The organism is uncultured Roseobacter sp., from assembly GCF_947492555.1.
Classification (GTDB): Bacteria; Pseudomonadota; Alphaproteobacteria; order Rhodobacterales; family Rhodobacteraceae; genus Roseobacter.
Genome location: NZ_CANLNE010000001.1, coordinates 1315128 through 1340963, shown reverse-complemented (window position 1 = coordinate 1340963; position 25836 = coordinate 1315128). Strand labels below are relative to the sequence as shown.

25 protein-coding genes and 1 tRNA gene are annotated in these 25836 nt (G+C 61.0%); 23 read left to right on the top strand and 3 right to left on the bottom strand.

The window, feature by feature from the left end; genetic code table 11:
• Positions 1 to 40: 40 nt before the first annotated feature.
• The 4 genes from ccoG to ccoS are packed head-to-tail and all read left to right on the top strand — an operon-like array spanning position 41 to position 4285.
• A complete protein-coding gene (gene ccoG / locus Q1A07_RS06605) occupies positions 41 to 1474 on the top strand; it encodes a cytochrome c oxidase accessory protein CcoG (RefSeq protein ID WP_299778904.1) in 1434 nt (477 codons plus the stop codon).
• A complete protein-coding gene (locus Q1A07_RS06600; RefSeq protein ID WP_299778902.1) occupies positions 1471 to 1944 on the top strand; it encodes a FixH family protein in 474 nt (157 codons plus the stop codon). The genes ccoG and Q1A07_RS06600 overlap by 4 nt, the downstream gene beginning before the upstream one ends.
• Positions 1941 to 4130 carry a heavy metal translocating P-type ATPase gene (locus tag Q1A07_RS06595; protein WP_299778900.1) on the top strand — a complete coding sequence of 730 codons (2190 nt, stop codon included), beginning with the start codon at positions 1941 to 1943 and terminating at the stop codon, positions 4128 to 4130. The genes Q1A07_RS06600 and Q1A07_RS06595 overlap by 4 nt, the downstream gene beginning before the upstream one ends.
• Positions 4127 to 4285 (top strand): cbb3-type cytochrome oxidase assembly protein CcoS, encoded by a 159-nt coding sequence (gene ccoS / locus Q1A07_RS06590; RefSeq protein WP_299778898.1) that lies wholly within the window; start codon positions 4127 to 4129, stop codon positions 4283 to 4285. The genes Q1A07_RS06595 and ccoS overlap by 4 nt, the downstream gene beginning before the upstream one ends.
• 10 nt (positions 4286 to 4295) lie before the next feature.
• Here the strand turns inward: ccoS and Q1A07_RS06585 are convergent, their stop codons facing one another.
• Both Q1A07_RS06585 and Q1A07_RS06580 read right to left on the bottom strand, forming a co-directional pair.
• Positions 4296 to 5762 carry a D-alanyl-D-alanine carboxypeptidase family protein gene (locus Q1A07_RS06585; RefSeq protein WP_299778896.1) on the bottom strand — a complete coding sequence of 489 codons (1467 nt, stop codon included), beginning with the start codon at positions 5760 to 5762 and terminating at the stop codon, positions 4296 to 4298.
• 233 nt (positions 5763 to 5995) lie between these two features.
• Complete coding sequence (locus Q1A07_RS06580; RefSeq protein WP_299778894.1) at positions 5996 to 6703, bottom strand: HAD family hydrolase; 708 nt, start codon at positions 6701 to 6703, stop codon at positions 5996 to 5998.
• A gap of 88 nt (positions 6704 to 6791) precedes the next feature.
• Between Q1A07_RS06580 and clpS the strand changes: the two genes are divergently transcribed.
• The 4 genes from clpS (at position 6792) to hemF (ending at position 9936) form a co-directional block, all read left to right on the top strand.
• Positions 6792 to 7133, top strand: coding sequence for an ATP-dependent Clp protease adapter ClpS (clpS, locus tag Q1A07_RS06575; RefSeq protein WP_195821551.1), 342 nt, complete (start codon positions 6792 to 6794; stop codon positions 7131 to 7133).
• A gap of 4 nt (positions 7134 to 7137) precedes the next feature.
• Positions 7138 to 8130, top strand: a complete 993-nt coding sequence (locus tag Q1A07_RS06570; protein WP_299778890.1) for a class I SAM-dependent methyltransferase — start codon at positions 7138 to 7140, stop codon at positions 8128 to 8130.
• A 38-nt stretch (positions 8131 to 8168) separates the two neighbouring features.
• Positions 8169 to 8969 carry an SDR family oxidoreductase gene (locus Q1A07_RS06565; protein WP_299778888.1) on the top strand — a complete coding sequence of 267 codons (801 nt, stop codon included), beginning with the start codon at positions 8169 to 8171 and terminating at the stop codon, positions 8967 to 8969.
• 73 nt (positions 8970 to 9042) lie between these two features.
• On the top strand, positions 9043 to 9936 hold the full coding sequence (hemF, locus tag Q1A07_RS06560; protein WP_299778886.1) for an oxygen-dependent coproporphyrinogen oxidase: 894 nt from the start codon (positions 9043 to 9045) through the stop codon (positions 9934 to 9936).
• 15 nt (positions 9937 to 9951) lie between these two features.
• On the opposite strand, the gene hemC is transcribed toward hemF, so the two are convergent.
• Positions 9952 to 10902: a hydroxymethylbilane synthase gene (hemC, locus tag Q1A07_RS06555; protein WP_299778885.1), complete on the bottom strand. Its 951-nt coding sequence runs from the start codon at positions 10900 to 10902 to the stop codon at positions 9952 to 9954.
• Between the two features lie 103 nt (positions 10903 to 11005).
• Between hemC and hemE the strand changes: the two genes are divergently transcribed.
• The 15 genes from hemE (at position 11006) to Q1A07_RS06480 (ending at position 25834) form a co-directional block, all read left to right on the top strand.
• A complete protein-coding gene (hemE, locus tag Q1A07_RS06550) occupies positions 11006 to 12040 on the top strand; it encodes a uroporphyrinogen decarboxylase (protein ID WP_299778883.1) in 1035 nt (344 codons plus the stop codon).
• A gap of 53 nt (positions 12041 to 12093) precedes the next feature.
• Positions 12094 to 12170: transfer RNA gene (locus tag Q1A07_RS06545), tRNA-Met, on the top strand.
• A 74-nt stretch (positions 12171 to 12244) separates the two neighbouring features.
• Positions 12245 to 13456, top strand: coding sequence for a 3-hydroxybenzoate 6-monooxygenase (locus tag Q1A07_RS06540; protein ID WP_299778881.1), 1212 nt, complete (start codon positions 12245 to 12247; stop codon positions 13454 to 13456).
• 136 nt (positions 13457 to 13592) lie between these two features.
• Positions 13593 to 14633, top strand: a complete 1041-nt coding sequence (locus tag Q1A07_RS06535; RefSeq protein ID WP_299778879.1) for a TRAP transporter substrate-binding protein — start codon at positions 13593 to 13595, stop codon at positions 14631 to 14633.
• Between the two features lie 71 nt (positions 14634 to 14704).
• The gene (locus tag Q1A07_RS06530) at positions 14705 to 15205 is read left to right on the top strand and encodes a TRAP transporter small permease (protein WP_299778877.1); all 501 of its coding nucleotides are present in this window, start codon (positions 14705 to 14707) and stop codon (positions 15203 to 15205) included.
• A 12-nt stretch (positions 15206 to 15217) separates the two neighbouring features.
• Positions 15218 to 16537, top strand: a complete 1320-nt coding sequence (locus tag Q1A07_RS06525) for a TRAP transporter large permease (protein ID WP_299778875.1) — start codon at positions 15218 to 15220, stop codon at positions 16535 to 16537.
• 114 nt (positions 16538 to 16651) lie between these two features.
• A complete protein-coding gene (locus tag Q1A07_RS06520) occupies positions 16652 to 18196 on the top strand; it encodes a benzoate-CoA ligase family protein (RefSeq protein WP_299778873.1) in 1545 nt (514 codons plus the stop codon).
• Positions 18193 to 19014 (top strand): alpha/beta hydrolase, encoded by an 822-nt coding sequence (locus Q1A07_RS06515; RefSeq protein WP_299778871.1) that lies wholly within the window; start codon positions 18193 to 18195, stop codon positions 19012 to 19014. The genes Q1A07_RS06520 and Q1A07_RS06515 overlap by 4 nt, the downstream gene beginning before the upstream one ends.
• Positions 18998 to 19471: a DUF309 domain-containing protein gene (locus Q1A07_RS06510; protein ID WP_299778869.1), complete on the top strand. Its 474-nt coding sequence runs from the start codon at positions 18998 to 19000 to the stop codon at positions 19469 to 19471. Before Q1A07_RS06515 ends, Q1A07_RS06510 begins: the two co-directional genes overlap by 17 nt.
• Positions 19472 to 19573: 102 nt before the next feature.
• Positions 19574 to 21232 carry a 2,3-epoxybenzoyl-CoA dihydrolase gene (gene boxC, locus Q1A07_RS06505; protein WP_299778868.1) on the top strand — a complete coding sequence of 553 codons (1659 nt, stop codon included), beginning with the start codon at positions 19574 to 19576 and terminating at the stop codon, positions 21230 to 21232.
• A gap of 97 nt (positions 21233 to 21329) precedes the next feature.
• The gene (gene boxB, locus Q1A07_RS06500; RefSeq protein WP_299778866.1) at positions 21330 to 22781 is read left to right on the top strand and encodes a benzoyl-CoA 2,3-epoxidase subunit BoxB; all 1452 of its coding nucleotides are present in this window, start codon (positions 21330 to 21332) and stop codon (positions 22779 to 22781) included.
• Positions 22782 to 22869: 88 nt separating this feature from the next.
• On the top strand, positions 22870 to 23013 hold the full coding sequence (locus Q1A07_RS06495; RefSeq protein WP_299778864.1) for a hypothetical protein: 144 nt from the start codon (positions 22870 to 22872) through the stop codon (positions 23011 to 23013).
• Positions 23010 to 24206, top strand: coding sequence for a benzoyl-CoA 2,3-epoxidase subunit BoxA (gene boxA / locus Q1A07_RS06490; protein WP_299778862.1), 1197 nt, complete (start codon positions 23010 to 23012; stop codon positions 24204 to 24206). The genes Q1A07_RS06495 and boxA overlap by 4 nt, the downstream gene beginning before the upstream one ends.
• A 105-nt stretch (positions 24207 to 24311) precedes the next feature.
• Positions 24312 to 25202 (top strand): helix-turn-helix transcriptional regulator, encoded by an 891-nt coding sequence (locus Q1A07_RS06485; RefSeq protein WP_299778860.1) that lies wholly within the window; start codon positions 24312 to 24314, stop codon positions 25200 to 25202.
• Positions 25199 to 25834, top strand: coding sequence for a 3-hydroxyacyl-CoA dehydrogenase family protein (locus Q1A07_RS06480; RefSeq protein WP_299778858.1), 636 nt, complete (start codon positions 25199 to 25201; stop codon positions 25832 to 25834). Before Q1A07_RS06485 ends, Q1A07_RS06480 begins: the two co-directional genes overlap by 4 nt.
• The last annotated feature ends 2 nt before the right edge of the window (positions 25835 to 25836 follow it).

Sequence of the window (25836 nt, the reverse complement as noted above, 5' to 3'; positions counted from 1 at the left end):
CCGGCCCTGACTGCACCTGATGAAACCCGCAAGGACCGTCGTGACAGATCAAGCGCAACCTCCCAGCCTCTACGCCGCCCGCGAACCCATCTTCCCGCGCCGCGTTTCCGGCCGGTTCAGAAACCTCAAATGGGTGATCCTCGCGGTCACCCTTGGCATCTACTACCTTGTCCCGTGGATCAGGTGGGACAGGGGCCCGAGCCTGCCCGATCAGGCGGTGCTGCTCGATCTGGCCAACCGCCGGTTTTATTTCTTCTGGATCGAGATCTGGAGCCATGAGTTCTATTTCGTGGCTGGGCTGCTGATCATGGCCGGGCTGGGCCTCTTTCTCTTCACCTCCGCGCTGGGACGCGTCTGGTGCGGCTATGCCTGCCCTCAGACGGTCTGGACCGACCTTTTCATTCTGGTCGAACGCTGGGTCGAAGGCGACCGCAACGCGCGCCTGCGCCTGCACCGCCAGCAGAAAATGGACGTCCGTAAGATACGGTTGCGCGTGACCAAATGGGTGCTTTGGCTGCTCATTGCCGTGGCCACCGGGGGTGCCTGGGTCTTCTACTTCGCCGACGCGCCAACCCTGTTTGTCGAGCTCTTTACCGGGCAGGCCCATGCCGTAGCTTACATCACTGTCGCCTTTCTGACGGCCACAACCTTTGTCTTTGGCGGGTTCATGCGGGAGCAGATTTGCATCTATGCCTGCCCCTGGCCGCGTATTCAGGCCGCGATGATGGACGAAGACACGCTGACCGTTGCTTATCGCGACTGGCGGGGAGAGCCGCGCAAACACAGTCAGGAAGCCAAGACCGAGCCCATGGGCGACTGTATCGACTGCATGGCCTGCGTGAACGTCTGCCCGATGGGGATCGACATCCGTGACGGGCAGCAGCTGGAGTGCATTACCTGTGCACTGTGCATCGATGCCTGCGATGATGTCATGGAACGTATCGGCAAACCGCGGGGTCTGATCGACTACATCGCATTGGCGGACGAAACCCGCGAACGCGAAGGCCACGCGCCGCGTGCGATCTGGCGGCACGTGTTCCGACCTCGCACGCTGCTTTACACTGCCCTTTGGGGTGGCGTTGGCCTTGCCCTGATCGTGGCGCTTTTCATTCGGGCAGATATCGAGATGACGGTTGCCCCCATCCGTAACCCGACCTTTGTCACCCTGTCGGATGGATCAATCCGCAATACCTATGACATCCGCTTGCGCAACAAGAACAACGAGGAGCGCCTGTTCCGGGTCTTTGTCAAAGGCAATCCGGCGCTACGTGTTCAGCTGGAAGGCACGCCTTACGCCTCGGTGACCGTGCCCACGGATACCTCACTGCTGCAGCGGGTCTACGTGATCGCGCCGCCCGGATCAGACCCGGCAGAGGCGGCCCGGACGGATCTGCGGTTCTGGGTGGAAGATCTCAGCAACGGTGACCGCGCCTACAAGGACAGCAGCTTCAGCGGCAAAGGAGAGGCCCAATGAGCACGACATCCAGACCTTTGACCGGGCGCCATGTTGCAATGATTTTTGTCATCGGGTTTTCCATAATCATCAGCGTCAACCTGCTGCTCGCCTATAGTGCGATCAGTACCTTTCCCGGGCTGGAGGTGAAAAACTCCTACGTCGCCAGCCAGATGTTCGATGAAAACCGCACGGCCCAGACAGCCCTGGGCTGGTCCGTGCTGGCGCAGGCGCGTGGCGACGAGGTTGTCCTTTCGATTACCGACGCTCAGGGCGCGCCGGTCGAGGTGGCGTCCCTAGAGGCCACATTGGGGCGCGCCACCCATGTGCGGGATGACCAGACACCGGCGTTTGTGTTCGACGGTAGCCGCTATGTGGCACCGGCACAGCTTGCGCCGGGGAACTGGAACCTGCGCATGAAGGCGTTGGCCGAAGACGGCACCGTCTTTCAGCAGCGGGTGATCCTGCATATTCCCAAAGGCGCGGAGTGAGCGCGCTAAGCACAAATAGCCCGGCCGCCTGTCCGGGGTGTCTGGCCGGACCGCCAGAGCCTGTTGCGGCGCCGCTTGGGGATGCGCGACTGATGCTGTCTTTGCCCACGATCCACTGTCAGGCCTGTATCGCGCGGGTGGAGGCGGCGCTGGATGCCCATCCCGGGATTAAATCAGCGCGGGTGAACCTGACCCTCAAACGTGCACTGATCGACGCAGAGCCGAAGGTGAAGGCGGCAGAGCTCGTCACGGTTCTGGAAAAGGAAGGGTTCGAAGCACACGAGCTTGACCCCGGCGCGCTGAACGACACCGCAACCCGCAATGCCAGCAAAGATCTGTTGATGCGCCTGGCTGTCGCCGGGTTTGCATCCATGAATGTTATGCTGCTGTCTGTCGCCGTCTGGTCGGGGGCCGCCGACGCCACACGCGATCTCTTTCATTGGATTTCCGCCGCAATTGCCTTGCCCGCCATATCGTTTTCGGCGCAGCCCTTTTTTCGCAACGCCTGGAGTGCCCTGCGCGCGGGACGGCTGAGTATGGATGTGCCCATCAGTCTGGCCATCGTGCTGGCGCTGGTGACCTCGCTTTGGGAAACATGGCTTTCCGGCCACCATGCCTACTTTGACGCAGCCCTGACGCTGACGTTTTTCCTGCTGGCCGGGCGCTGGCTCGATGCGCGCGCCCGTTCCGCTGCCCGTTCCGCCGCCGAAGAGCTGACGGCGTTGGAGGTGCCGCGGGCCCTGCGTATGGCGGCGGACGGACCTGTGGAGGTGCCCGTTGCCGATTTGCGCATTGACGATCATGTTCTGATCCGCCCGGGCGCCCGCGCCCCCGTGGACGGTCTCATCATCGACGGCCAGTCGGAGATTGACCGCGCCATGCTCACCGGTGAAACCCTGCCGGAAGTGCGTGGTGTCGGCGACCCGATCAGCGCGGGGGAAGTGAACCTGACCGGTCCGCTGACCCTGCAGGCGACCGCTGTGGGGCAGGAGACATCGTTGCACCGGATGGCCGCCTTGGTGGCCGTCGCGGAAAGTGGTCGGTCGCGGTACACCTCCTTGGCGGATCGGGCGGCGAAACTCTACGCGCCCGGGGTGCACATCCTGTCTGCCCTGGCCTTTTTGGGCTGGTTGATCTGGTCCGGTGACATGCGCGTTTCGCTGAACATCGCCGCTGCCGTCTTGATCATCACCTGTCCTTGCGCGCTCGGTCTTGCGGTTCCGGCAGTCACAACGGCTGCATCGGGCAGGTTGTTCGGCAAGGGGCTGTTGATCAAGAATGCAACGGCCCTGGAACGTCTGGCCGAGGCGGATACCGTGGTGTTCGACAAGACCGGCACCCTGACCACTGGCAAGCCGAAGATCATAAACTGGGGACAGCTTACAAATGCGCAGAAATCTGTGGCATTTGCGCTTGCCGAGGGATCTGCACATCCGCTTTCGCGTGCGATTGCCGGGATGGCACGCACTGAAAATCAAGCGCCGGCCGATGTGACAGAGATTGTTGAAAAACCGGGCTTCGGGACTCAGGCGCTGCTGGACAATCAGGCAGTGCGGCTGGGGCGCCCCGACTGGATCGGGGTGACACCTCCCGATGACAGCATTTGCGCCGCACTGGATATGGGCGATGGAACGCCCGTGCTTTTGACCTTCACGGACGCCCCGCGGCAAGGGGCGGCTGAGGCCATCGCGGGCCTGCGGGCTCAGGGCGTTGATGTGATCCTGTTGTCTGGCGACCGTGCCCCTGCCGTGGCCAGCTTTGCGGCCGGGCTAGAGATCGAAGACTGGCATGCGGCCATGTTACCGGATGCCAAGGCGCGTTTCGTTGGAAAGCTGAGGGATGAGGGGCGGTATGTGCTGATGGTTGGTGACGGCCTGAACGACACTGCCGCTTTGGCAACAGCCCATGTATCGATCAGTCCGGCGCAAGCGCTGGATGCTGCGCGTGCGGCGTCGGACATGGTGCTGCTTGGGCAGGACCTGGAACCGATTGCGGATGCTTTGGCGGTTGCCCGGCAGGCCACGCGGCGCATCCGTGAGAACTTTCAGATTGCCACGCTCTATAACATCGTGGCTGTGCCGCTGGCCGTTGCGGGTCTTGCCACACCCCTGATTGCGGCGCTGGCCATGTCGACCTCGTCGATCACTGTGTCCTTGAACGCGCTGCGGGTCAGGGGGCGTGGATGAACGTTCTGGCCTATCTGATCCCTATCTCACTGATCCTGGGCGGTCTGGGTCTGGTCGGATTTCTCTACACCTTGAAGTCCCGTCAGTACGACGATCCAGAAGGCGACAGTCGGCGCATTCTCAGTGACAAATGGGACGATCACCCCAAAGAATAGGAGCGGCCCCTCAAGAAGCGGGGCCGACCATCAAGCAACTGATATTGCGGGCGGTAAGGCGACGACAGGCGAGGTCTGCACTGTCACGCGTCATTCCGAGGAAGTTTGCGTCAAAGCCCGTTGGCTTCTTTACCACCTTGCGCAGCGTGCCTTCGAGCGTGGTCATTTCCGCAAGCGCAGTGGTGACAAGCGCGCGTTCCGCGTTGTAGCGGCTGTTGTAGCGCCCCACATTCACGCCCCATTGATGTCCGCCGGATGTGGAGAGCCGCGTTACGACTTCGTTCTCTGGCGGTGTTTCGGTCGCCAGAGCAAGCACGGTACTGCCGGGGCGCATGGCCGGGCGCAGGGTAGCTGCGGCAAGGCTGCTATTCGACGCGACGATTGTCTGAACAGGCGCGGTTTCCGCGTCCACTGGCACCTCCTGTGCCGCGACAAGTGCCATTTGAATGTCAGAGGAAAGCACACCACTGGCGCTGGCCTGCGCTGCTGCAGGGGGCGGTGCCGCCGGTGTGGCAACTGCCGCGGCGGCCAACTGAGTGCCGGCGCGCAGGCGCGGACGCAGGCTGGTGCGGGTGATACCGCTGACGCGGACGGTTTTTCCTGCGCCACCGGGCACGTAAGCTGGCTTCTTTGGCTTTTGAAGGGCGACACGCGTCGGCGCCCGCTTGAAGCCCATATCAAGCAGCTCTGCCACGCGTGCATTCCGAGCACTGGTGGACGTGCCGCCGAAGACGGTGGCGATGATGCGTTCACGGCCTCGCTCTGCTGAAGCCACAAGATTGAACCCTGCCGCGCGTGTATAGCCGGTTTTGATGCCGTCAGCACCGCGGTAGGCGCCCAGCAGGCGACGGTTTGTGTTCGCCACTTCGCGCACACCGGCATTGGTGGAGCGGCGCGAGAAGAGATTATAGTATTCCGGATAATCGTAGAGCACGTGGCGCCCAAGGATCGACATATCCCGCGCTGTCGACAAGTGGCCGGATTCGGTCAGCCCGTGGGCGTTTTTGAAGGTCGTGCGGGTCATGCCCAACGCCTTGGCGGTGCGGTTCATCCGGCGCGCGAATGCGGCCTCCGACCCCTCAAGCGCCTCGCCGATGGCAGTGGCGGCATCATTGGCGGATTTCACGGCAGCGGCGCGGATCAGGTAGCGAAAGGCAATGCGCTGCCCAGATTTCAACCCCAGCTTGGAGGGGGGTTCCGATGCAGCAAAGCGCGAAATCTTGACTTTGGTGTCGAGGGAAATTTCGCCCCGCTCGACTGCCTGAAACGCGATGTAGAGCGTCATCATCTTGGTCAGCGATGCCGGGTGAAGCCGGGTGTCCGCGTTGCGCGAGTGCAGGACTTTGCCAGACCTCGCGTCCATCACATATGCTGCATAGGGAGCAGATGCCGCGCTGAGGGGGAGAACCACCAACAACCACAGAGCTGCGAGTAAAAATAGCCCGTAACGGGCCGGCATCGCGCGCCGAACCTTCATGATAACCTGCCTTTTTCTGCCTCACGCCGCCGATTTGTTCGACTGGCTGTTTTATGTGTGAGAGGCTAACACAGCTTTCGATTTCTATAAAGCCTTTGATTTAAGGTATTTGCGTTAACTTTCAGTGAAGCATGATCCACATCTGGTTGGTGCGCGCGGGCGTGCACCAACCAGAGCTATTGTGGCGAGAATGAGGCATGACCCAGCGTAGAATCGGATGTGAAAATGCGACGTCAGGGAGACTCGATTTTCGCGATCAGATCCGAGAGCTCGCCAAGGTCCTGAAGGGCATGGTACCGGGCATCTTCCGACGGCGCCTCCGCCCGCTCGAAATCCCATTCATGGCCGTGGTGTACGAAGACACCCCAACCCCCTGCGTCGATCATCGGAAGAACATCCGAGCGCATGGAATTGCCGACCATGAGAGCGTGATCCGCTCCCGTTCCATGGCGGGCGAAAATCCCGCGATAGGTGTCCCGGGTTTTGTCTGAGACGATCTCGATCGCGTGAAACAGATCGCCCAGCCCTGATTGAGCCAGCTTGCGTTCCTGGTCCAGCAGGTCACCCTTGGTGATCAGCACGATCCGGTGCGTCTGCCGCGCCATTTCCACCGCCTCGCGTGCGTGCGGCAGGAGATCTACGGGATGGCGCAGCATCTCGCGTCCAGCGTCCATTATCTCCGCGATGACCGCTGCCGAAACCCTGCCCGATGTCACCTCGATGGCCGTTTCGATCATGGATAGGGTAAAGCCCTTCACGCCGAACCCGTAATGTCCCAGATTGCGCTTCTCCGCTGCCAGCAAGCGTTGCATCAGGGTTGGTTTATCGGTGAAATCGGCCAGCAGCTCCGCAAAATGCGTCTGGGTCAGCTGGAAAAAGCGTTCGTTGTGCCAAAGGGTGTCATCGGCATCAAACCCGATTGTGCTGAGCACCTGCGCCATATGGGCCGACCCCTTTTCTAAATGTTCAGACAGGTTATATAGAGCGCTCAACGACTCACCGCGACCCAAAAGCAGATCAGGAGCAGAAATGCACCGCGACGCATTCATGATGGCAGACCGCCCCGAGGATGATGGCGATACATCGATCCTGACGGCGACCAAGCCCAAGACCAAGCGCCCGCCGCTGTATAAGGTCCTGTTGCTCAATGACGATTTCACGCCGATGGAATTCGTGGTGCATGTGCTGGAGCGCTTCTTTGGCCTGAACCACGCGCAGGCGTTCGAGATCATGCTGACGGTGCATAAAAAGGGCGTGGCCGTCGTCGGCGTATTCAGCCACGAGATCGCGGAGACCAAGGTGGCGCAGGTGATGGATTTTGCCAGGCGGCACCAGCATCCGCTGCAATGTACCATGGAAAAAGAAGACTAGGCGCGTGATTGACGCCCGTCTGTCGCTGGCCCTTGATGGGGGTGGTTTGGTGTGGCCGTCCGAGGGGCGCATCGCTGTCTTTCAACCCAAACCCGACGCAATGCTGCCCGGCCTTCCGAAAGAGCGCGCACAGATTATCACCGGGTTCAGGCCGGACTTTGATCACTGGTGTGACCGCGGGTATGACTGCGTTGTTGCTGCAGAAGGGCAGTACGCCGCTGCCGTCGTCGCCCTGCCACGCGCCAAATCAGAGGCGCGGGCGCTGATCGCCGAGGCTGCGCGCCGGACGCAGGGGCCGCTGATCATAGACGGTCAGAAAACTGATGGCGTGGACAGCATGCTGCGGGACGTCAGAAAGCGGGCGAAGATCGAAGGGCCGCTGTCAAAAGCGCATGGCAAGCTGTTCTGGGTCACCGATCCCGACGCTGATACGTTTGAGGACTGGGCCGCCGGTCCGGCCCTGACCGAGGGTGGCTTTTGGACGGCACCAGGCGTCTTCTCGGCGGATGGGATCGATCCGGCGTCTGCACTGCTGGTCGACACGCTGCCGGACAGCTTGGGCAAGCGCGTGGCCGATCTGGGCGCGGGCTGGGGGTTTTTGTCGGCGCATATCCTGACGCGGCCCGATGTCGAAGAGCTTCACCTGGTCGAGGCCGGGCATATGGCGCTGGACTGCGCGCGCCACAATGTCACGGACCCGCGGGCACAGTTTCACTGGGCCAACGCGATGACATGGCGCCCGGAGGAACGGCTGGATACGGTGGTGATGAACCCGCCGTTCCACGCCACGCGCAGCGCTGACCCCACCCTTGGACAGGCGTTTCTGCGCACCGCCGCACAGGCTTTGCATGCGCAAGGACAGCTTTGGATTGTCGCGAACCGGCATCTGCCCTATGAGGCGACGCTGCAGTCGCTCTTTGCAAAAACCAGCGAAGTTGCCGGGGATCGGCGCTTCAAATTGTTCCACGCCAGCCGACCGCTTCGCAAGCGCGGCTGAATCGGTCTAGACTGGACCTGAGCAACAGGGGAGCCCCCATGTCCTTTTCCATCAACGGCAAGACCGCAATCGTGACCGGCGCGGCAAACGGCATCGGCCTCGCCATCGCCCGTCAGTTCGCGGATCGCGGGGCAAACGTGATGTGCGCCGATATGGACGAGAAGAAGCTGACGAATGAATGGGGGGATCAGGCCGAAGAGGGTACCCTGCGCTATTTCGCTGGCGATCTGCGCCAGCGGCTGACCATCGCCAACCTGGTGTCGGCCACAATCGACGCCTTCGAGCGGGTTGATATCCTCGTGAACGCGTCGCGGCAGGTCATGCCCACCGATGCGCTGAATGTCGAAGACACATCCGTTGCGGTGCTGCTGGAACAGAACCTGATGACTTCCCTGCACCTTACCCAGCAGGTGGCCAAGCGCATGATCAAGCAGGGCGCGGACCAGCCGGAGGGGCAGCTGGGCTCCATCATCAATCTCAGCTCCATCGCGGCACGCAATACCCGGCCGGAACTGATGGGTTATTCCATCGCCTCTGCCGCTCTTGAACAGATGACCCGCTCCATGGCGCTTGCCCTGGCACCGGAGCGCATTCGCGTGAACGCCATCGCCTTTGGGTCGGTGATGAGCGCGTCGCTGAAATCATCTGTGGTGGAGAACAGTGATTGGCGGGAAGACATTCGCGATCACACCCCTCTGGGCCGCATCGCCGGGCCTTCGGAGCTGGCCGAGGCGGTGCAGTTTCTGGCGGCGGAAAGCTCCGGCTTCATGACCGGTGAGGTGATTACAGTGGACGGGGGGCGCAGCCTGCTCGACGCCGTCGCGGCGCCAGCGCATTAGGATTTCGCACTTTTCGCCGTGGGGCTTCCGGTCTAGGTATGATGTCAGACAAACGTGACATACTGGACCGCTCATGACCGACAGCTTCGATACCGAAAAATCCCGCGCCTCAGCGTGGTTTCGCAGCCTGCGGGACGAAATCGTTGCAGCTTTCGAAGCGTTGGAGCAGGACCACGCCGACGGGCCGATGTCGGATGCGGCAGCAGGCGCTTTCGAGGTCTCGGAAACACAGCGCACCAGTGAGGATGGATCGGACGCGGGCGGCGGCCTGATGTCGGTGATGCGCGGCGGTCGCGTGTTTGAAAAGGTGGGGGTGAACATCTCCACCGTCTATGGCACGCTGGGCGAACGGGCGCAGATGGCGATGGCCGCGCGCAAGGGTATTCCGGGCATGAGAGAGGACCCGCGCTTCTGGGCGTCGGGCATCTCCCTCGTGGCGCATATGCAGAACCCGCACGCGCCCGCCGTGCACATGAACACGCGTATGTTCTGGACGCCGCATGCGTGGTGGTTCGGTGGCGGATCGGACCTCAACCCCTGCCTTGAATACGACGAGGACACGGCGCATTTCCACGCGACCCAGCAGGAACATCTCGATCCGCATGGGACGGCGCTTTATCCGCGCCTCAAGGAATGGGCGGATGAGTATTTCTATATCCCGCACCGCAACCGGGCGCGGGGCGTTGGTGGGATTTTCATGGATGATCATTGCACCGGCGATTGGGAGGCGGATTTCAGCCTGACGCAGGACATCGGGCGGGCGTTTCTGCCTGCCTATGTGCCGCTGGTGCGCAAACGTCGTGTGCATGAGTGGTCAGAGCAGGACAAGGAGGCGCAGCTTGTGCACCGCGGCCTCTATGCCGAATACAACCTCGTGTATGACCGCGGCACCAAGTTCGGGCTGGAGACCGGGCATGATGCAAATGCGGTGCTGATGAGCCTGCCGCCTCTGGCCAAGTGGATTTAAGCGACGGCCCCGCGCTCAGCTCGTGTGCCAGTCGAAGAAACCGGGCCCGGCCCGTGACAGCAATTCCTCGCCCAGGTCCTTGCCCATGGCGGCGGCCTCTTCGATGGATCCCTCGCGTTCCCCGTCCAGAGCTTGCGACCCATCGGGCCGCAGCACCTGACCGCGCAGGCGCAGGCTGCATCCGTTCAGCTCGGCCAGCCCGGCAATCGGCGTCTCGCAGGAACCATCCAGGGTCAACAGCAGGCTGCGTTCCGCGGCAAGGCGCTGGCCGGTTTCAACATCATGGATCGCCATCAGCATTTCGGCGGTATTGGCGTCATCCATGCGGCGTTCGATCCCGATGGCACCCTGCGCAATCGCGGGCAGCATATCATCTGGTTCAACCGGTGTGGCGGGCACGTCGTCCATGCCCAACCGGCTCAACCCTGCGGCGGCCAGAAAGGTGCATTCCGCCACACCATCGGCGAGCTTTTTCAACCGGGTCTGAACGTTACCGCGAAATTCCACCACTTTCAGATCGGGACGACGGTGCAGCAGCTGTGCCTTGCGGCGCAGGCTGGAGGTGCCGACAACCGCGCCGGAGGCCAGTTCGGCGATGCTGGACAGCTTGGGCGAGACGAAGGCATCGCGCACGTCCTCGCGCGGCAGGAAGGTATCAAGGATCAACCCGTCCGGCTGCAACGTCGGCATGTCCTTGGTAGAATGCACCGCGATGTCAATTTTCCCTGACAGCAGATCCTCTTCGATCTCGCGGGTGAAAAGCCCCTTGCCGCCAATATCCTTCAGCGCACGATCTTGGATGGCATCGCCAGTGACCTTGATAACGACAATACTGAAGAATTTCTCTTTCAAATCAAAGGCTTGCGCCAGCCGGTTTCGTGTCTCATGGGCCTGCGCAAGCGCCAGGGGTGAGCCGCGTGTGCCAATTCTAAGCGGTGCGTCGGGGGTGGGGAGGGTCACTGTCATGCGCCCATCTTTATGCGCGTCAAATTATCCTGACAACCCGTCTGTGTCTTGACAACAGCGCCGCTGCCCCCGACCAACGGGAAGTTGCAAATTGAGGACTTCCATGGCCCCGACAAAAACCATTCTGCGCGCGCTTGCAGGCGAAACGCTTCCGATACCCCCGATCTGGATGATGCGTCAGGCCGGGCGCTACCTGCCGGAGTACAAGGCGACGCGGGCGCAGGCCGGTGACTTCCTGTCGCTCTGCTACAACCCTGATCTGGCCGCCGAAGTGACCCTGCAACCGATCCGCCGTTACGGGTTCGACGCGGCCATCCTCTTTGCCGATATCCTGCTGTTGCCACAGGCCTTGGGGGCCGATCTGTGGTTCGTCACGGGTGAGGGTCCGCGCCTGTCCACCGTGCAGACACAGGCGGATTTCGACAAGCTGGGACCGGTCGAGGATATTCACGAGACCCTGAACCCGATCTATGAAACGGTGCGCATCCTGCGACGCGAACTGCCCGCCGAGACGACGCTGATCGGTTTTGCAGGCGCGCCCTGGACGGTGGCAACCTATATGATCGCGGGCCAAGGGACGCCGGATCAGGCGCCTGCCCACGCCTTGCGGCAGGAAAACAACGCCCTCTTCGAGGCGCTGCTGGCGCGGATCACGGCCGGGACAATCGACTATCTGGCCGCACAGATCGAGGCGGGCGCCGAAGTTGTGAAGATATTTGACAGCTGGGCGGGGTCGCTCAAGGGCGAGGCGTTCCAGAAATACGCACTCGAACCCGCACGCGAAATCACTGCCGCCTTGAAAGCACGCTATCCGCATATTCCCGTCATCGGTTTCCCGCGCGAGGCGGGGGATAACTACATCGGCTTTGCCAAAGCGACCGGTGTGGATTGCGTGGCGCTGGATAACTCGGTCAGCGCGGCATGGGCGGCGCAACACGTGCAGGTCGATGGCTGTGTGCAGGGCAACCTTGCCAGCAGCCATATGGTCACCGGCGGTCAGGCGCTGGTGGACGACACACGCGCCATCGTAAAAGCCTTTTCCAAGGGCCCGCATATCTTCAATCTGGGGCACGGGATCACGCCGGACGCGGATCCGGACAACGTGCAGCGCATGATCGACACGGTTCGGGCAGGATAATCGCGCTTTCTGGCTTGACGGGGCTGCGGGGCTGTCATAGTCCACGGCCCGATGGCGTTATAGCTCAGTTGGTTAGAGCGAACGACTCATAATCGTTAGGTCCCTGGTTCAAGTCCAGGTAACGCCACCAGCATCCCCCCACCGTTTCTGCCCATTGACCCCGCGCATGGCGCGCGCAACAGTTGCCGCCTGAAAGAGGGGGTCATGACCGAGAAAGACCGGATACTGATCGCGGGCGGCGGCATTGGCGGGCTGGCGGCAGCCCTGGGCCTGGCGCAAAAAGGGCTGTCTTCTCTGGTGCTGGAAAAGGCGGCTGAACTGGGCGAGATCGGCGCGGGCATTCAACTGGGCCCCAATGCCTTTCACGCCTTCGACGCTCTGGGCGTTGGCGATGCGGCGCGCGGAATGGCGGTCTATATCGACAACCTTCGGCTGATGGACGCGCTGACCGGTGACCGGATCACCCACATCCCGCTGGATGCCGGTTTTCGCGCCCGTTTCGGCAACCCCTATGCGGTTGTGCACCGGGGCGATCTGCACGGCGTCCTGCTCAAGGCCTGCAGGGATCACCCGCTGATCGACCTGCGGACGCAGGCGGCGGTGGCTCGGTATGATCATGATACCGATGCAGTAACCGTAACGCTGGCGGATGAAACGCGCATCACCGGGCGCGCGCTGATCGGCGCGGATGGTCTGTGGTCGCGCGTGCGGGGGCAACTGATCGGGGACGGCGCGCCGCTGGTGTCCGGCCATACAACCTACCGGTCCGTGATCCCGGTGGCAGAGATGCCCGAAGACCTGCGGTGGAACGACGCGACCCTCTGGGCCGGACCGAAATGCCATATCGTGCACTACCCGCTGTCCGGTGGGAAACTGTTCAACCTCGTGGTGACCTGCCACAACGACGCGCCGGACCCGGTGGCGGGCAAACCGGTGCGCCACGCGGAGGTGCGCAGGGGTTTTGAGCATATCCACCCGCGGGCGCAGCAGATCATCGACAAAGGATCGGATTGGAAACTTTGGGTGCTCTGTGACCGCGACCCGGTCATGGGGTGGACAGAGGGACGTGTCGCGCTTTTGGGAGACGCGGCGCATCCGATGTTGCAGTATTTTGCGCAAGGCGCCTGCATGGCGCTGGAGGATGCGGTGTGCCTTGCGGATGAACTGGGTGGCGCAGAGGATGTCGCGGCGGCCTTGATCCGGTATCAGGACCGGCGCCGGTTGCGCACCGCGCGTGTACAATTGCAATCCCGCGAGATCGGCACCCATGTCTATCACCCGTCAGGGGCCCACGCGGCCCTGCGCAATGCGGTAATGGCCGCGCGCGGCGCCGAGGAATGGTTTGATCAGGTGGCCTGGCTCTATGGCTCTACCGGTCTCGAAGGTGCCGTCTCCCCCGAGACCAGAGGGCCTTGACCATCGCCCTATACTGCCAGCGGGATAGTTACAAACACGGGTGACATCCCCGGTGATCTGCAATAGCAATTTAGCAGGGAAGACGAGTCAGAGGCCGCAAAACGCAAGGCCCGACCGGGTTTAGGGAGGAACTAGAATGACGATCTCACGCAAATCATTTCTCAACATGGCGGCTGCCGCAGCGCTGGCCGTGGGCTTCGGGGCGGCGCCTGCGGCGGCCCAGGACGTCACCCTGCGCCTGCACCAGTTCCTGCCGCCACAGGCCAATGTGCCCAAGCTGGTGCTTGATGTCTGGGCCGATAGTGTCGAGGAAGACAGCGGCGGTCGCATCAAGGTGGAGCGGTATCCGTCGATGCAGCTGGGCGGTAAGCCCCCGGAACTGATGGATCAGGCGATTGACGGTGTGGCAGATATCGTCTGGACCGTGGTTGGCTATACGCCGGGTCGCTACCCGTCGACCGAAGTCTTTGAGCTGCCCTTCATGATGACGAACGCCCGCGCGGCCTCCCGTGCCTATTGGGAGATGTTCGAGAAACACATGAAGGACACCGAGTTCAAGGATGTGCACATCCTCGGCACATGGGTGCACGGCCCGGGGTTGATCCACGCCAACAAGGAAGTGCGCAAACCCTCCGATATGGACGGGCTGAAAATCCGTGGCGGCTCCCGTCTGGCCAATGCGCTGCTGGAAAAAGTCGGCGCAACCCCGGTGGGCATGCCGGTGCCAGCCGTGCCTGAGGGTCTCTCCAAGGGCGTGATCGATGGCACGACCATCCCGTGGGAAGTCACCGCCGCGCTGAAAATCCCGGAACTGGTGGACAATCACACGGAATTCACCGGCAACGCGCTCTATGTGCTGACCTTCGTGCTGGCGATGAACAAGGACCGCTACGAGGGCCTGCCGGACGATCTCAAGAAGGTGATCGACGACAATTCCGGTCTGGAGTTCTCGGTTTTTGCCGGTGGGACGCAAGCAGACAGCGATGGGCCCGCCCGTCAGGCGGCAGCAGATCGCGGCAATAACATCGTGACGCTGAACGAAGAAGAGACAGCCGAGTGGAAAGCCGTCGCGCAGCCGATCTATGACGAATGGGTTGCCGACATGAACGAGAAAGGCATCGACGGTCAGGCGCTGATCGACGAGGCCCGCATGCTGATCGACAAGTACACCGAGTAAATTCGGTATTCCTTGACCCGCAGCACTGCGCTAGGTGCTGCGGGTCTTTTGTTTTCTGACCGGAGCCTTTCATGCATCAGGCCGTGCAAACGCTCGCCCGCGTTACCGCCATTATCGGCGGCCTCGTTCTGGTGGGGCTCGTTATTCTGACCACGCTGTCGACCGCCGGGCGCGAGCTGGGGATTGGCGAGGTCAACGGCAGCTATGAAATCCTTGAGGCGGGTGTCGCTTTCGCGATTTTCTCCTTCTTTCCGATCTGCCAGCTTCATGGGGCCCATGCCACGGTCGATATCTTCACGTCCCAGCTGCCGGGACGCGTGCACCGCGCGATCATCGCCTTTTGGGAGGTCGTGCTGACCGCCGCCCTGATCCTGATCAGTTGGCGTCTTTACGAAGGCATGCAGCGCTACATCGGCAATGGCGAGACGACGTTTTTCCTGCAGTTCCCGGTCTGGTGGGCTTATTCCTTCAGCTTCGCCGCCTCGGTGGTCACCTGCATTGTTGCTGTCTATTGTGCCGCCATGCGTGTCGGCGAGAGCCTCTCTGGCCGCATGCTGCTGCCGACCGCGTAAGGACCTTCTCCCGTGACGAACCTTGAACTTGGCTTCTGGTCCTTCCCGATCCTACTGATCATGGTGTTTCTGCGCGCGCCCATCGGCCTGGCGATGTTGCTCTGCGGATTTGCGGGGTGGTATTTCGCCATGGGGGGCAACCCGAACGTGCTGCTCAACAAGCTGAAGTCCGAGACTTACTCGCAATTCTCCAGCTATTCGCTGTCCATCATTCCGATGTTCCTGCTGATGGGGCAATTCGCGACCCTGTCGGGCATGTCCTCCGCGCTCTTCAAGGCGGCCGAGAGCTTTCTCGGACATCGTCGGGGCGGCGTCGCCATGGCTTCGGTCGGGGCCTGCGCGGGGTTCGGGGCGATCTGCGGATCGTCGCTGGCCACCGCTGCCACCATGTCCAAGGTCGCGCTACCAGAACTGCGTCGCTACGGCTATTCCGGCGGGTTTTCCACCGCAACGCTTGCCGCCGGGGGCACGCTGGGCATCCTGATCCCGCCCTCAGTGATCCTCGTCATCTATGCCATCATCACTGAGCAGAACATCGCCAAACTCTTCCTTGCCGCCTTCATCCCCGGCATTCTGGCAGCCGTCGGCTATATGCTGACTATTTCGCTCTACGTCCGGCTTTATCCGAAATCGGCAGGCACCCGCCCGCCACAACCGATGTCCGAACGCTGGGCGGCGCTGGCGAACACATGGCCGGTGCTGGTGATCTTTGGCGTGGTGGTGGGCGGCATCTATCTGGGCTGGTTTACCCCGACCGAGGGTTCGGCCATCGGCGCTGCGGGCACGGGGTTGGTGGCGCTTTTGTCCGGCAGCCTGAACTGGTCCGTGTTCCGCGACAGCCTCTTTGGCACGGCCCGCACCACCGCGATGATCTTCTTCATCGTATTGGGCGCCAGTTTCTACAACAGCTTCCTCGCGCTTTCCGGTGTGCCGCAGTTCATGGCGGATTGGGTGCTGAACCAAGGGTATAGCCCGTGGTTCGTGCTCTCGATCATTCTGGTCTTCTACCTGGTCTTTGGTTGTCTGATGGACAGCCTGTCGATGATCCTGCTGACCGTACCGATCTTTTTCCCTGTCATCTCGGTCATGGATTTCGGCATGTCGCCGGAACATGTGGCGATCTGGTTCGGTATTCTGGTGCTGATCGTGGTGGAGGTCGGGCTGATCACACCGCCTGTTGGCATGAACCTCTTCATCATCAACGCGATGGACAAGGAGACGCCGATGACTGAAACCTACAAGGCGGTGATGTTTTTTGTTGGCTCCGACATCCTGCGGGTGATCATTCTGGTGATGTTCCCGGCCATCACGCTTTTCCTGCTGCCATCCTGATCAGAGCCTCTGGGGATATGCACTAAACTGCATCAACCGGTTGTCCGTCTTGCAGCGATTTGCGTCACATGCAGTATAGAGCAGGAATCGCCAGTCGTTTCAGGGGAGAAACACGTGATCAGCACCACTGAGAACGCGGCCAGCTATTTCGTTGACAGACATCTGGCAGAGGGGCGCGCAAACAAATGCGCCTACCGCGAAGCGGGCGGCGGACGCAGCCTGACCTACCAGCAGCTTGCCGAGGGTACGGGCCGTGTCGCAGGTGCGATGATGCGTGCGGGGCTGCGGGCCGAAGAGCGGGTTGCGATGCTGGTGCTTGATACGGTCGAGTTCCCCCAGATCTTCTTTGGCGCGCTGAAATGCGGCGTCGTGCCGATCCCGATCAATACATTGCTCGCGGCGCCGATCTACGATGCGATCCTGCGCGACAGCCGTGCGGTGACACTCTTTGTCTCAGCGCCGCTTTATGAGACCGTGAAGCCGGTGCTGACGGATAACCCCTATCTCAGATCGGTTGTCATTATTGGCGATGAAGCTGCCGACTCCGCGCAGTCTTTTGATGATTTCACCGCCGATGCCGAGGCTCTGCCCACAACGGCGGTGTCCGCGGATGATGTCGCCTTCTGGCTCTACTCTTCCGGTTCCACCGGCCAGCCGAAAGGGGTGCAGCACGTACACGCCAGCATGCAGGCAACCGCCGATACCTATGGCGCGCATGTTCTGAACCTCACCGAAAGCGATACCGTGTTTTCGGCTGCAAAACTCTTTTTTGCCTACGGTTTGGGCAATGCGATGACCTTCCCGCTGGCCGCAGGCGCAACGACAGTGCTCTTTGCGGGACGGCCCACGCCTGTCGATATGATCGCAACGCTGAATAGCGAAAACCCGACCGTGTTTTGCGGTGTGCCCACGCTCTATGCCGCCATGGTGGCGGAGATGGACAAGTCCGGGCCACCGGGCGCACCGCTGCGGCGCTGTATCTCCGCCGGAGAGGCCCTGCCCGAGGATGTGGGCAAACGGTGGCAGGGACACACGGGCGTTGATATTCTCGACGGCGTCGGATCGACCGAAATGCTGCATATCTTCCTGAGTAATCGGGCGGATGACCTGGCCTATGGGACCTCCGGGACACCGGTGCCCGGCTACGCGGTGCGGTTGGTCGATGACGCGGGCGAGGATGTGGCTGACAATGAAATCGGTGAGATGCTGGTCAATGGTGCGTCATCTGCGGCGGCCTATTGGAACCAGCGCGGCAAGTCTCGTGCCACCTTTGAAGGGGTCTGGACGCGTACCGGCGACAAATACGAGCGCCGCCCGGACGGGCGCTATATCTACTGCGGTCGAACTGACGACATGTTCAAGGTTTCCGGCATCTGGGTCTCTCCCTTCGAGGTGGAGCAGGCGCTGGCAAGCCACCCTTCCGTGCTGGAGGCTGCGGTGGTTGCTGCGCAGGATGCCGAAGGGTTGGAAAAACCAAAGGCTTTCATCGTGCTGGAAAAGAGCGCCAATGCGGATCTGGAAGCGGACCTTATCGCGCATGTGAAATCGCGGATCGGGAAGTGGAAATATCCCCGCTGGATCGAAGTCGTCGACGACCTGCCCAAGACCGCCACCGGGAAAATCCAGCGCTTCAAGCTGCGCGGGCCGTCGGCGCAATGATCCGCTGGACAGCAGAACCTGACGCACCTCTCAACGTTGCAGGCGTGCAGTTGGAATACGCGTGCTATGGTCTGCCGCCGGGCCAGAAACCAACCCTTGTCTTGTTGCATGAGGGGCTTGGGTGCGTCGCTCTCTGGCGGGAGTTCCCCGCGCAACTGGCCAAGGCAACGGGCCTGGGCGTTTTTGTCTATTCGCGGCAGGGCTACGGCACGTCAACGCCCGTCGCATTGCCACGCTCTGTAGATTACATGACGCAGGAAGCAGAGGATGTGCTTGGGCGGGTGATGGATGTCGCCGGCCTTGGGGACGTGATCCTGCTGGGCCATTCTGATGGCGCGACGATTGCGAGCATCTATGCCGGGTCGGTCAGCGACAGGCGGGTGCGTGGGTTGATCCTGATCGCGCCCCATTTTTTCGTGGAAGACGCCGGTCTCGACGCCATCCGCGCGGCGGGAATCGAATTCGCCTCGGGTTCTTTGAAGCAGCGGCTGGCGAAGTACCATGATGATGTAGATGGGGCCTTTTTGGGGTGGCATGACGTGTGGACAGACCCGGCGTTCGCGTATTGGAATGCCGCTGATGCAATAGACCATTGGCGTATCCCCGTTCTGGCGGTTCAGGGCGGGGAGGATCCCTACGGCACCACGGCTCAGATTGAAGAGATCGAGGCCCGCATCTACTCCCCGCTGGAAATCGAAATACAGTCCGAATGCGGCCACGCCCCACATCTGGAGTGCCCGGAGGAAACACGCGCAGCCATCGCCGAGTTTTGTGCACGGCTGGTGCGGTTGGAGCAGGAAGATGTCCATCTGGCCTGAGCTCTCCGAGGTGCTGCGTCCCTCGCATGTCTATGTGCCAGGCAAGACACCCCGTCATCCCGAAGGGTGGTTTGATGACATCAAATCGACTGTTGATCCTGTCAACTCTCCGGCGGCCCTGCATCAAACCCAAGCGTTCCAGGCCGGGTTGGCCTACCTCGGTGCCGGGTACTTTTGGGAATGTCACGAGGTGTTGGAAGCTGTGTGGATGCGCACGGCGGATCCCAGCGCTGAGAGGGACGCGGTCCAGGCCTTGATCCAACTGGCCAACGCGCGTCTCAAGCTGCTTATGGGGCGCCACCGGGCAGCGCACCGTCTTTGCGATATAGTACAGGCGCATCTGGCCCGCTGCCCCGATGATATGCCTGTTCTTGGATTGAGAATCGATCTTCTCCAAAGCGAGTTGCAAGCCACGCACTCTGTTGTTTTGATGCATTATAAAGCACTAAATGGATGAATTAGGCGAAAAATTTCGCACTTGGATGCATTCTAATTCAGAAGATATGCTTTATAATTCAAACAAGTCATATGTCATACCGAAAGCCAGGAAAGGCCAGTCGTGAGCACGTACATTGATTTTCAGGTCGATCCGGCTGCCATGAAGCATTGGAGGGTCGAGTATGATGGTGCCGTTGCCAATCTCTTTATGGATGTGGATGAAGACGGTGGCTTGTTCGACGGCTACCAACTGAAGCTGAATTCCTACGATCTTGGTGTGGATATTGAGCTTGCGGACGTGGTGCAGCGCATGCGGTTCGAGCACCCCGAGGTCCGGGTCGTGGTGCTGCGATCTGCCAAGGACAAAGTCTTTTGTGCAGGCGCCAACATCCGCATGCTGGGAGGTGCCGCGCATGCGCACAAGGTGAACTTCTGCAAGTTCACCAATGAAACCCGCAATACATTTGAGGCGGCGTTGGAGGACAGCGGACAAAACTACATCTGTGCCGTACGCGGTGCCTGTGCCGGTGGTGGCTATGAGTTGGCATTGGCGTGCAACCATATCATGCTCACCGATGACAGTACCTCCTCCGTGGCGCTGCCAGAAGTGCCGCTATTGGCGGTGCTGCCGGGCACCGGTGGGCTGACCCGCGTTACTGACAAGCGCAAGGTGCGCCGGGACCTCGCAGATGTCTTCTGCTCCGTGGAGGAAGGCGTGAAAGGAAAGCGCGCGCTGGAGTGGCGGCTTGTGGACGAGGTCATCCCGAATTCCAAATTCGATGAGGTTGTGGCCGAACGCGCCCGCGCCTTTGCCGCGCAAAAGCTGGATCATGATGGCGCGGATGGGATTGCTCTGACGCCGTTGAACCGAACGTTTGGTGCGGAAGAGATCGTCTATTCGACAGTAAAGGTGGCCTTGGACCGGGCCGGACGTCGGGCAGAGATCACTATTCTTGGGCCTGAAGAGGCAGCGCCAGCCGATATGGACGCCTTTCAGCAACAGGGGTCAGATGCGTGGATGTTGCGATGCGCGCGCGAGCTGGACGACGCGATCCTGCATCTGCGCACAAATGAGGATGACCTCGGACTGATCGAATTCCAGACTCAAGGGGACCCGCAGCGGGTTGTGGCCCATGAGGCGTTGCTTTTGGCGCATCGAGATCACTGGCTGGCCAATGAAGTGCTGTGTTTCTGGAAACGGGTGTTGAAGCGCATCGACATGACGTCACGCAGTCTGGTTGCTTTGGTCGAGCACGGGTCCTGCTTCGCCGGTGTGTTGGCAGAGCTGCTCTGGGCTGTGGACCGCAGCTATATGATGCTAGATGATTTCGACGATGATGACCGGGCGACTGGGGCGGTGACACTGACCGAGGCCAACTTCGGTTGGCATCCCATGGGCAATGGTCTCAGCCGTCTGGAGACGCGATTCCTGGGAACGCCGGAGCAGGTGGAGGGTCTCAAGCAGGATGTGCTTGTACCGCTCGACGCGCAGATGGCGGAGGCGCACGGACTTGTGACCTATGCTTATGATGACATCGACTGGGAAGACGAGGTCCGCCTCTTCAGAGAGGAGCGCGCCAGCTTCTCCCCCGATGCGCTGACGGGGATGGAGGGTAACCTGCGCTTCGCCGGACCTGAGACCATGGAAACAAGGATATTCGGGCGTCTGACCGCCTGGCAGAACTGGATTTTTCAACGCCCCAACGCTGTGGGTCCAGAGGGTGCCTTGCAGCGCTACGGGACTGGCGTACGGGGCGTCTACGATATGCAACGTGTGTGACAAAGATGGCCTGAAAGCCCACCTTACCTGCTGGCCGCTAGGCCCGTTTCAGACAGGTAGGGTGGGCCTTTGGGCCACCATCGGACAGGAGGACTGAATGCTCGATCTCATCAATGTCAGCTACGACAGCCAAATCCCCAACAACGTGGGCCTGAGTTCCGACAAGAAGGTGCTGAAGGCACTGGAAAAATGGCATCCCGGCTACATCAACTGGTGGAATGACCTGATCCCGCAGAATTTTCAGGAGAGCATGGTGTATCTGCGCACCGCTGTTTCGGTGGATCCTAAAGGATGGGCCAAGTTCGACTATGTGAAAATGCCCGAGTATCGCTGGGGGGTTCTGCTGGCGCCCGCCGTTGAGGATCGCCGCATCCCGATGGGGGAGCATTTGGGCGACCCAGCATGGCAGGAGGTCCCCGGCGAATACCGTAACATGCTCAAGCGCCTGATCGTGATTCAGGGTGACACCGAGCCGGGTTCTGTCGAACAACAGCGCTTTCTCGGCCACACCGCACCCTCGCTTTACGACATGCGCAACCTCTTTCAGGTCAACGTGGAAGAGGGTCGCCACCTTTGGGCCATGGTCTATCTGCTGCAGAAGTACTTTGGCCGTGATGGGCGGGAAGAGGCGGATGATCTGCTTGTGCGCTCTTCAGGCTCCGAGGAAGCACCACGGATGCTGGGGGCGTTTAACGAGGAAACGCCTGACTGGCTGAGCTTCTTCATGTTTACCTATTTCACCGACCGCGACGGCAAGATGCAGCTTGAAAGCCTCGCGCAATCCGGCTTCGATCCGCTCAGCCGCACCTGCCGCTTCATGTTGACCGAAGAGGCGCATCACATGTTTGTCGGCGAGACCGGCGTGGGCCGTACCATTCAGGCCACGCTGGAAGCCATGAACAAACATGGCATCACCGACCCCTATGATATCAATAAAATCCGTGACCTCGGCGTGATCGACCTGCCCACGATCCAGAAGAAGCTGAACCTGCACTATACCCTGAGCCTCGATCTCTTTGGGCAGGAGGTTTCGACCAACGCGGCCAATGCGTTCAATGCCGGGATCAAGGGGCGCTACATGGAGCAGCGCATTGATGATGACCACAAGCTGCAGGAGGACACTTACGCGGTTACCTCGATCAAGGATGGCCAGATCCTGACCGAAGACGTGCCCGCCCTGACTGCGATCAACATGCGGCTGCGCGATGACTATGTGCGCGATGCGGCAGGTGGCGTCGGACGCTGGAACAAGGCGATTGCAAAAGCCGGGGTCGAGTTCGAATTCAAACTGCCGCATGAAGGCTTCCACCGCCAGATTGGCGTGTTCTCGACCGTGGCCGTTGATCCGGAGGGCAACATCATTTCCGCCGACGATTGGGCAAAACGGCAGGACCAATGGTTGCCCACAAAGGCAGACGGGGATTTTATCCAGTCGCTCATGAAACCCTGCTATGAACCGGGCCAATACGCGTCGTGGATCGCGCCGCCCAAGGTCGGGATCGACAACAAACCCGGCGATTTCGAATATGTGAAGCTTCATATGGCTTGATCCAGATCAAAGCGCCCGCCAGACGGGCCAGTGAAACTGGCCCGCGTCACCGCCAGTGACCTTGATTTTTTCTAAGGAGACCGGACCCATGCAGACCCAAACCGCTAAAATGCCTGCATCGCCCAGCCCCAATTGCATCGGCTGCACCGACTGCAAAGGCATTTGCCGCGATATCGTTGAGCTTGCTTTCCTGCCCGAAACGGTTCTGCACCGGTCCACCGCCAGTCCATGAACACACCCGTAAAACAGCATCTTATCGATCCTGAAATCTGCATCCGCTGCTATACCTGCGAGATGACCTGCCCCATCGGGGCGATCCAGCATGACGACAACAATGTCGTCGTCGACCCGGATACCTGCAATTTCTGCATGGACTGCATTCCGGTCTGCCCCACCGGCTCCATCGATGAATGGCGCGTGGTGGAAACGCCCTATTCCCTCGAACAGCAATACGACTTTGACGAACTGCCGGAGCAGGAGGATATCTCCCTGCCTGAAGAGGTGCAGGATGACGGTATTGAGGCCCATGACGATGCCATTGCGGCGCTGCTGGCCGAGGCCCACAAAGGCGCAGGCGGCAAGGCCAAGGCACCTGCGTCCGCCTCCAAACCGACGATCAATCTCTATTCTCTTGGCAATCCGGCGACCGCTACCGTGCAGGGCAACTACCGGCTGACCGACTCGGAGAGTGACGGGGACGTGCGCCACATCATTCTTGATCTGAGCAGCCTGCCGTTCCCCGTTCTAGAAGGCCAGAGCATCGGCATCATCACCCCCGGCACAGATGCCGAGGGCAAGGCGCATCTACCGCGGCTCTATTCCGTCTCCAGCCCCCGCGACGGGGAACGCCCGGGGTTCAACAATATCTCGCTGACCGTCAAGCGTGAGGAAAAGGGTCTGTGCTCCAACTACGTCTGTGACTTGGCCAAAGGCGACGAGGTACAGATCACCGGGCCCTTTGGTGCGACGTTCCTGCTGCCCTCTGACCCGAACGCGCATTTGTTGATGATCTGCACCGGCACCGGTTCCGCACCGTTTCGCGGGTTCACCATGCGACGTCAGCGCGAGATGCCCAAGACCCGGGACAGCCTGACATTGGTCTTTGGGGCTCGCAGCCCCCGTGATCTGCCCTATTTCGGACCGCTGAAGAAAGTGCCGGATCAATTCATGCGCAAGGCGTTTGCCTTCAGCCGAGCGCCTGATCAGCCCAAGCAATACGTTCAGGACAAGCTGCGTGAACAATCGCAGGCCATCGCCGCCCTGCTGTCATCGCAGGACAGCCATATCTACATCTGCGGTCTCAAGGCGATGGAGCAGGGTGTCGAAGAAGCGCTGAGTGACATTGCGCAAGGCAGCGGCAAGGACTGGGCAGCTTTGCGCAACCAGATGCGCGACGAGGGCCGGTACCACGTCGAAACCTACTGAGGTCCGGATTGATGCGAGATATTTCCATTTTTTAGGTCGTGTCGGCTTGAGGTGGTCACCATCCGCCCTACAACCTGCATTATTGTTCAGTTTCGCAGGTGCCGTATGACCGACACAACCGTCACACCAGACCCGAGCCAGGCACTGAAAATGCGCCTGGCGGCCCGTGTGCGTGACCTGCGTAAGGGTCTGGGGTTGCCACGGCGTGCCCTGTCGGAAAAATCCGGGGTCTCCCCGCGCTATCTTGCGCAGCTTGAAGCGGGGGAGGGCAACATCTCTATCACCCTGCTGCACCGGATCGCGACGGCGCTGGAGGTCAGGGTCGAAAACCTGGTGTCGGAAAATGCGCCCTGGGACAGGGATGTTGATCGGGTGGCGCATCTCTACCGCGCAGCACCCGAAGAGGTGCGACAGAAAATACGCAGTCTTTTGGCACCGCAAAACCCGGCGGCCTTGCGTGCCGGGCGCATTTGTCTGATCGGATTGCGCGGGGCGGGGAAATCCACCCTGGGCCGTCTGGCGGGAAAGGCGCTTGGCCTGCCGTTTGTGGAGCTGAACCGGGACATCGAGGAGCACACGGGCATGCCGCTCTCCGAGGTCATGGCGTTCTACGGGCAGGACGGTTACCGCGCGCTGGAAGCCGAAGCGATTGCCCGCACTGTGGAAAAGCACGACCGGATGATCCTCGCCGTGGCAGGCGGGCTGGTGGCGGAAGAGGCGACCTATCAACAGGTGTTGGAACGGTTTCACACCGTCTGGCTGCGCACCTCCCCGGCAGAGCATATGCAACGTGTGAGGGCGCAGGGCGACTTGCGCCCGATGCAGGGCAACCCGGCGGCCATGCAGCAGCTGAAATCGCTGCTTAGCGCGCGGACCGCGCTCTATGAGAAGGCCGAAGCGCAGGTCAATACGTCGAACCGGACCATATCAGGTTCGCTCAACGATCTGATAAAGGTGATTGCCGCCAAGGGCTTTCTCGAGGCACCCGCAGAGTGACAGACGCAGAGATTGCCCAAGCGCTGACAGATGGGCTCTATGCTGCGGCGGATCAGCTTTTGATGCAGGCCACCAACCCTTGGGAACTAGACGCTGCGATGACCGATTTTGGGTTTCCCACAGGCGTCTGCGAGGGGCAGGATGAGGTTGGGCTGGATACTGTACTGCAGCGCCGGAATGCTGCGTCCCGATCACATGAGGCTACGTTCTCTCCAATACTGCCGCGTATGGTTGCGGAGGGACGTCTGGGCCGCAAGGTGGGTGTCGGCTGGTATCGCTATCCCGGTGGGGGTGGGCTGGTGATCGACCCGCTGGTGGAAGATCTGCTGCGCGAAGAGGCGTGGTTTGCCGGTGTCACGCGCGTTGAGTTAAGGGGCGAGCAGATTCTGCAACGGCTCGTCGCCGGGATTGTCCTTGCCGCGCTCGACCTCATGACGACCAGAGGGTCGCATGTGACGTCGCGCGTTGATCACCTGAGCATCAGCGCGCTTGGATTTCCTGCCAAGACAGGCGGCGCGTTGTCCTATGCTCGCACCTTCGAGAGGCTCGATCTGGTCCGGCACTTGAGGGCTGTCGCGCCAGACGGCACAAACTGCGCAGCACTTGCCGATGCGCTCTTTGCCATTCCGTAAAA